This window comes from Pseudomonas sp. VEM90, from assembly GCF_054611535.1.
Genome location: NZ_JBTRAR010000008.1, coordinates 190,518 through 196,716 on the forward strand (window position 1 = coordinate 190,518; position 6,199 = coordinate 196,716).

The 6,199-nt window shown below is 66.9% G+C and carries 1 protein-coding gene; it reads left to right on the forward strand.

Translation table 11 applies throughout. From position 1 onward, the window contains the following. Window positions 1–5: 5 nt before the first annotated feature. Window positions 6–6,199, forward strand: a 6,194-nt coding sequence (locus ACYCCG_RS10655; RefSeq protein WP_459670338.1) for an amino acid adenylation domain-containing protein, incomplete at its 3' end; no start/stop codon positions are given.

Here is a 6,199-nt window from a genome sequence, read left to right on the forward strand (position 1 = left end):
AGCTGATGAATCCCGAAAAGTCCCTGCAACTGGCCCGCCGTTTCATTGAATTGCCGCCGGAAAAGCGCCGCCTGTTCCTTGAGACGCTCGCGCGGGAGGGCATCGACTTTTCCCAGTTCCCGATTCCGGCGGGGGTGACGGCCGACGACCGTCTGGCGCCGTCCTACGCTCAGCAGCGCATGTGGGTGCTGTGGCAGCTGGACCCGCAAGGTGGTGCCTACAATTTGCCGGGGGCGGTCAGGCTCAAGGGGGAGCTGGATGAGGCGGCGCTGGAGCAGGCCTTCGCCTGCCTGCTGGAGCGCCACCAGAGTCTGACCTGCGTGTTCCAGCCACAAGCCGATGAGCGCCCGTTGCAGGTACACCGGCCGACGAAACCGAACATTCAGCGCCTGGACCTACGCGAATTGGCCGAGCAGGCTCGTGAAGCGCGGGTGCAAGCCGAAGTCGAGGCCGAATCGCTAATGCCATTCGATCTTGAGCAAGGGCCTTTGCTGCGCATCCGCTTGCTTCAGTTGGCCGAGCAAGAGCATGTACTGCTGCTCACCCTGCACCACATCGTCTCCGATGGCTGGTCGATGAACGTGCTGATCGACGAGTTCAGCCGCTGCTACGACGCCTTCGCCAACGGCGCGCAGCCACAATTGCCGGCGCTGCCGATTCAGTACGTCGACTACGCCCTGTGGCAGCGGCGCTGGCTCGAAGCCGGTGAACTGGAGCGCCAACTGGCCTACTGGCAGGCCACACTGGGCGAGGAGCAACCGGTGCTGGAGCTACCGCTGGACCATCCGCGCCCGGCCACCCCGAGCTTTCGCGGCAGCCGCCTGGAGTTCGCCGTGGACAGCGCCCTGGCCGAGCAACTGCGCGGCTTCGCTCGTCAGCACAACCTGACCCTGTTCATGCTGTTACTGGGTGGTTTCGGCCTGTTGCTGCAACGCCACACTGGCCAGGCCGACCTACGCATCGGTAGCCCGGTGGCCAACCGCAACCGTAACGAGATCGAGGGCCTGATCGGCCTGTTCGTCAACACCCAGGTGCTGCGTCTACAGCCAGAAGCGCAGAGTGACGGCCTGGCCTACCTTCAGGCGGTGCGCCAGACAGTGCTCGGTGCCCAGGCCCACCAGGACCTGCCGTTCGAACGTCTGGTCGATGCCCTCAAGGTCGAGCGTAGCTTGGCCCATGCGCCGCTGTTCCAGGTGATGTACAACCACCAGCCACAGGTTGCCGACCTGGCCGCCGTTACCCTGGCCTCGGGCCTTGAGCTGTCGACCCTGGACTGGCGCAGCCGCACCACCCAATTCGACCTGAGCCTGGATACCTATGAGCGGGGCGGTGTGCTGCACGCTGCGTTCACCTACGCCAGCGACCTGTTCGACGCCGCTACCATCGAACGCATGGCCGCCCATTGGCAAACCCTGTTGCGCGCGCTGGTGGAGCAGCCACAGCGCGCCCTGTGGCAATTGCCGATGCTCGATGCCGCCACTCTGCAGGCGGTGCTGCATGGCTGGAACGCCACCGCTACCGAATACCCGTTGCAGCGCGCGGTACACCAGTTGATCGAGGACCAGGTGCGGCGTACTCCGCATGCTCCCGCCCTGGTGTTCGGTGGCACCACCCTGAGCTACGCCGAATTGGATGCCAGGGCCAACCGCCTGGCCCACTATCTACGCGACCAGGGCGCTGGCAGCGATCACCTGGTGGGCATCAGCGTACAGCGCAGCGTGGAAATGGTAGTGGGCCTGCTAGGCATCCTGAAGTCCGGTGCCGCCTACGTGCCGCTCGATCCGGAATACCCCACCGAGCGCCTGGCCTACATGGTCGAGGACAGTGGTATCGAGCTGTTGCTCACCCAGCAGGCGCTGCTGCCCGGCCTGCCGGTGCCGGCTGGGGTGCGTTGCGTGGCCCTCGACACGCTGGCGCTGGACGACCAGCCCGCCTCGATGCTGGACCTGATGGTGGACGCCGGGCAACTGGCCTATGTGATCTACACCTCCGGCTCCACCGGCCGCCCCAAGGGTGCCGGCAACAGCCACAAGGCCCTGACCAACCGTCTTTGCTGGATGCAGCAGGCCTATGGTCTGGACGCCACTGACACGGTGTTGCAGAAGACCCCGTTCAGCTTCGATGTGTCGGTGTGGGAGTTCTTCTGGCCGCTGATGACCGGCGCCCGCCTGGCGGTGGCGGCCCCTGGCGAGCACCGCGACCCGGCGCGGCTGATCGCGACCATCCAGCGTCATCAGGTGAGCACCCTGCATTTCGTACCGTCGATGCTCCAGGCCTTCATCCATGAGCCGGGTGTCGAAGCCTGTAGCAGCCTGCGCCGGGTGGTGTGCAGCGGCGAGGCGCTGCCGGTGGATGCCCAGCAGCATGTGTTCGCCCGGCTGCCCGGTGCCGGCCTGTACAACCTGTACGGCCCCACCGAGGCAGCCATCGACGTTACCCACTGGACCTGCCGTGATGAAGGCCGCGACAGCGTGCCCATCGGCCAGCCCATCGCCAACATCCGCACCTATGTGCTCGATGCCGGCTTGGAGCCGGTGGCCCCTGGGGTATCCGGAGAGCTGTATCTGGGCGGGGTCGGCCTGGCGCGCGGCTACCACCGTCGTGCCAGCCTCACCGCCGAGCGCTTCATTGCCGGCCCGTTCGGCACCGGCGAGCGCCTGTACCGCACCGGCGACCGCGTGCGCCAGCGCAACGATGGGGTGATCGAGTACCTCGGCCGCTTCGACCATCAGGTGAAGATCCGTGGCCTGCGTATCGAACTGGGCGAAATCGAGGCGCGCCTGGCCCAGCACCCGAGCGTGCGCGAGGCGGTAGTGCTGGCCGTCGATGGCAAGCAACTGCTGGGCTACCTGGTGCTCAACCAGCAAGGCGAGGGCTGGCAGCAGTTGCTTAAAGACTGGCTGCTACAAGCGCTGCCCGAGTTCATGGTGCCCACCCACCTGATCCCGCTGGCCAGCCTGCCGCTGACCCCCAACGGTAAGCTCGACCGCAAGGCCCTGCCACAGCCCGAGGCTGTCCCGCGCGAGGCTTACGTGGCACCGGGCGATGACAGCCAGCGCCTGCTGGCCCAGGTGTGGGCCGAGGTGCTGGGCCTGGCCCAGGTGGGTATCGACGACAACTTCTTCGAGCTTGGTGGCGACTCGATCATCGCCATCCAGGTGGTCAGCCGCGCTCGCCGCCAGGGCCTGCAGTTCAGCCCACGTGACCTGTTCCAGTACCAGACCGTGCGCAGCCTGGCCGCTGCCGCAGGTTGCGCCGTGCAAGTCGAGGCCGAGCAGGGGCTGGTGCAGGGTGAGGCAGCTCTCAGCCCGATCCAGTTGCACTTCTTCGAACAGACTGTGCCGGTGCGTCAGCATTGGAACCAGTCGCTGCTGCTGACCCCGCGGCAAACGCTGGATGGCGAGCGTCTGGCCGATGCTGTGGAGCAACTGGTGCGCCAGCACGACGCCCTGCGCTTGCGTTTTGCCGAGCGGCACGGCCAGTGGCAGGCCTGGCATGCCGAGGCCGCGCCAGTGTTCAGCGAGCAGGCAGTGGCTAGCGAGCAGGCCTTGGCCGAGTTGTGCCAGGCCACCCAGCGCAGCCTCGACCTGGAACATGGCCCGCTGCTGCGTGCGGTGCTGGCGCAGTTGCCCGATGGCAGCCAACGTCTGCTGCTGGTGATCCACCACCTGGTGGTCGATGGCGTGTCCTGGCGCGTGTTGCTCGAAGACCTGCAGCAGGCCTACCAGCAGCAACCGCTGCCGGCCAAGACCAGCGCCTGGCAGGCCTGGACGGCGCGTCTGCCGGCACTGGCCGAGGGGCACGCCGCAGAGCTTGACTTCTGGCGTGCCCAGACCGTAGTGGCCGAGCTGCCTTGCGATAACCCGCAGGGAGCGGTCAGCAATCGCCACGCCCACAAGCTCGAAGCCCGCTTCGATGCCGCCTTCACCCGGCAGTTGCTGCAGCAGGCTCCGGCGGCCTACCGCACCCAGGTAAACGACCTGCTGCTGACCGCCCTGGCCCAGGCCGTTGCCGACTGGAGCGGCCAGGCCGAGGTGCTGGTGCAGCTTGAGGGCCATGGCCGCGAAGAGGTGTTCGAGGATATCGACCTGTCGCGCACCGTGGGTTGGTTCACTACCCTGTTCCCGCTGCGCCTGACGCCAAGCGCCGAACCAGGCGCCGCGCTCAAGGCCATCAAGGAGCAAGTGCGCAGCGTGCCGCACAAAGGCCTCGGCCATGGACTGCTGCGCCAGTTGGGTAACGACGCTCAACGCCAGGTGCTGGCCGCGCTGGCCGCACCGCGCATCACCTTCAACTACCTGGGGCAGTTCGATCAGCAATTCGACGAGCACGCCCTGTGGGCACCGGCTGGTGAAAGCAGCGGCGCAGCCCAGGATGCCGACGCGCCGCTGGTCAATTGGCTGACCGTCGAAGGCCAGGTGTTCGGTGGTGAACTGGCGTTGCAGTTCGGCTTCAGCGAGCAGATGTACCAGCCCGCCACCATCGCCGGCCTGCTCGAGCATTTCCGTGCCCGTTTGCAGGCGCTGGTCGCCCACTGCTGCCAGTTGCCGGCCCCCCAGGCCACGCCGTCGGACTTCCCGCTGGCACTGATCGATCAGGCCGGGCTCGACGCTCTGGCCTTGCCGCTAGCCCAGATCGAAGACCTCTATGGCCTGTCGCCGATGCAACAGGGCATGCTGTTCCACAGCCTGATCGACCCGCACAGCGGCAGCTATATCAACCAGCTCAACGTGCAGGTCGAAGGCGTTGACGCGGAGCGCTTCCGTGCGGCCTGGCAGGCGTGCCTGCAGGCCCACGATATCCTGCGTAGCGGATTCCTCTGGGATGGCGCTCTGGCGCAGCCCTTGCAAGTGGTGCAGCGCCAGGTGGAGCTGCCGTTCCGCTACCTTGACTGGCGCGGCCGCAATGATGCCCAGGCCGCCGCACAGGCCCTGGCAGTCGAAGAGCGCCAGCGCGGTTTCGACCTGAGCCAGCCGCCGCTGCTGCGGGTGGTGCTGATCCGCCTGAGCGACACGCAGTGCCAACTGGTCTACACCCACCATCACGTGCTGATGGATGGCTGGAGCAATGCCCAACTGCTGGGCGAGGTGCTGCAGCGCTACCGGGGCCAGGCGGTGGATGCCGCGCCCGGGCGTTTCCGCGATTACATCGCCTGGCTGCAGGCCAAGGGTGCTGTCGGTAGTGAAGCGTTCTGGCGCGATCAGCTGGTGGCGCTGGATAGCCCTACCCGGTTGGCCCTGGCCTTGCCCCGCGCGGCGGCCGGCGAGGGCTTCGGCGATCACTACCTGCAACTCCCGGCCACGGCTCTGCAGCGCCTGGATACCTTCGCCCGGCAGCACAAGGTCACCCTCAATACCTTGGTACAGGCGGCCTGGTCGCTGCTGTTGCAGCGCTATACCGGGCAGTCCACGGTGTGCTTCGGCGCCACGGTGGCCGGGCGTCCGGCGCAGTTGCCAGGCGTCGAGCGCCAAATCGGCCTGTTCATCAACACGTTGCCGGTGATCGGCAGCCCGGTGGCGACGCAGACTGTGGCGCAGTGGTTGCAACAGGTGCAGGCGCTCAACCTGAACCTGCGCGAGCACGAACATACGCCCCTGGCCGAGGTGCAGCGCTGGCATGGCCAGGGCGGCGAGGCCCTGTTCGACACCTTGGTGGTGTTCGACAACTACCCGGTCGCCGAGGCTCTGGGCCAGGCCGGTGGTGAAGTGCGTTTCGCAGCCCTTGAGCATCGCGAGCACACTCACTATCCGCTGACCCTGGCCGTGGGGCAGGGCGTAGAGCTGGAACTGCACCTGAGCTACGACCGCGGGCAGTTTGACGATGCCGCGGTGGCAATGCTGGCGCGTCACCTGGCGCAACTGCTCGACGCTTTCTGCGCGCAGCCCGCACAGTCCCTGGGCAACCTGGCACTGCTGGCGGCCGACGAGCGCCAACTGCTGGTCGAAGACTTCAATGCCACCGCCACCGACTACCCGCTGGACACCCCGGTGCAGCGCTTGATCGAGGCCCAGGTGCAACGCACTCCGGACGCCGAGGCGCTGGTATTCGGTGACCTGCGCCTGAGCTACGCCGAGCTCGATGCCCGCGCCAACCAGCTGGCCAACCGCCTGGTCGTAGCCGGTGTTGGCCCGGACGTGCTGGTGGGCATCGCCGCCGAGCGCAGTCTCGAAATGGTGGTCGGCCTGCTGGCCATCCTCAA